Raw genomic sequence first — 794 nt, 5'->3', positions numbered from 1 at the left:
CAACCCGCATGCATATGGCGTACGCCATAGAATATGGGTTAGCTTGGTAGAGCCGACAACACACCACCCCTGAAGGGGCCCCATGCCCGAGCTCCGCCTCCTCGACCCCGACGGCTACACCGTCCCCGGCACCGCACAGACCGTGCCCGACGCCGACATCGAAGCCGTCCGCCACCGGCTCCTCACCGAGACCGCCCCCGCGCACGCCGCGCAGTGGGCCGACTTCGGCTACCGCGCCGACGCCTACCGCATCCACCCCGAGACCTCCGCACTTCCCGACGGCCAGTAGGAGCCCCCATGAGCCACGAACACCAGCCGGACGACTGCCCCATGTGCGGCATCAACGACGCCATCGGACGCGAGGCAGAGGCCAACGAGGCCGCCGAGGAAGCCGCCGAGCGGACCGAACGCGAGTACCAGGGATACAAGCAGCGCATCGCCAACCTGGAGTACGGCATCGACGCCGCCCTGGAGCAAATCGCCGACGTCCACGACGGCTCGGATCTCGCTGCGGTCCTGGAGGACGTGCGGCACTTCCTGACCACCTACCGGAACCTGCCCTGACCCTGCCCGGCCCTCCGCTGTCTGGTGGAGGGGCCGGGCGCCGTCTCAGAGGAGACCCACATGAGCGCCTGGCACCAGGCCCGCGAGACGTGGACCACGGTCGACGAGCTGGACATCGAGTTCGTCGTCCAGGAGCGGATTCCCGATCACGGACTGACCCGGGGGAGCCGTCGTATCGCTGCCCGGCAGCTGACGGAGCGCGACACGACGGTAGACGAGGTGGCGGAGCT

General features: G+C 68.9%; 2 protein-coding genes. Both read left to right on the top strand.

Translation table 11 applies throughout. From position 1 onward, the window contains the following. The first annotated feature begins 82 nt into the window (after positions 1 to 82). Positions 83 to 289, top strand: coding sequence for a hypothetical protein (locus IE258_RS40730; protein WP_189750829.1), 207 nt, complete (start codon positions 83 to 85; stop codon positions 287 to 289). Positions 290 to 297: 8 nt separating this feature from the next. Then, positions 298 to 564 carry a hypothetical protein gene (locus IE258_RS40725; protein ID WP_189750828.1) on the top strand — a complete coding sequence of 89 codons (267 nt, stop codon included), beginning with the start codon at positions 298 to 300 and terminating at the stop codon, positions 562 to 564. The last annotated feature ends 230 nt before the right edge of the window (positions 565 to 794 follow it).

The sequence above is a fragment of the Streptomyces tendae genome, from assembly GCF_014650435.1.
Classification (GTDB): domain Bacteria; phylum Actinomycetota; class Actinomycetes; order Streptomycetales; family Streptomycetaceae; genus Streptomyces; species Streptomyces tendae.
The sequence above is the reverse complement of the archived record's forward strand: the minus strand, read 5'-3'. Positions and strand labels throughout refer to the sequence as shown.

Excerpts from the sequence above, each read along its gene's own strand:
- IE258_RS40725 (WP_189750828.1), top strand. The coding sequence starts at position 298 with ATGAGCCACGAACACCAGCCGGACGACTGCCCCATGTGCGGCATCAAC.
- IE258_RS40730 (WP_189750829.1), top strand. The coding sequence starts at position 83 with ATGCCCGAGCTCCGCCTCCTCGACCCCGACGGCTACACCGTCCCCGGC.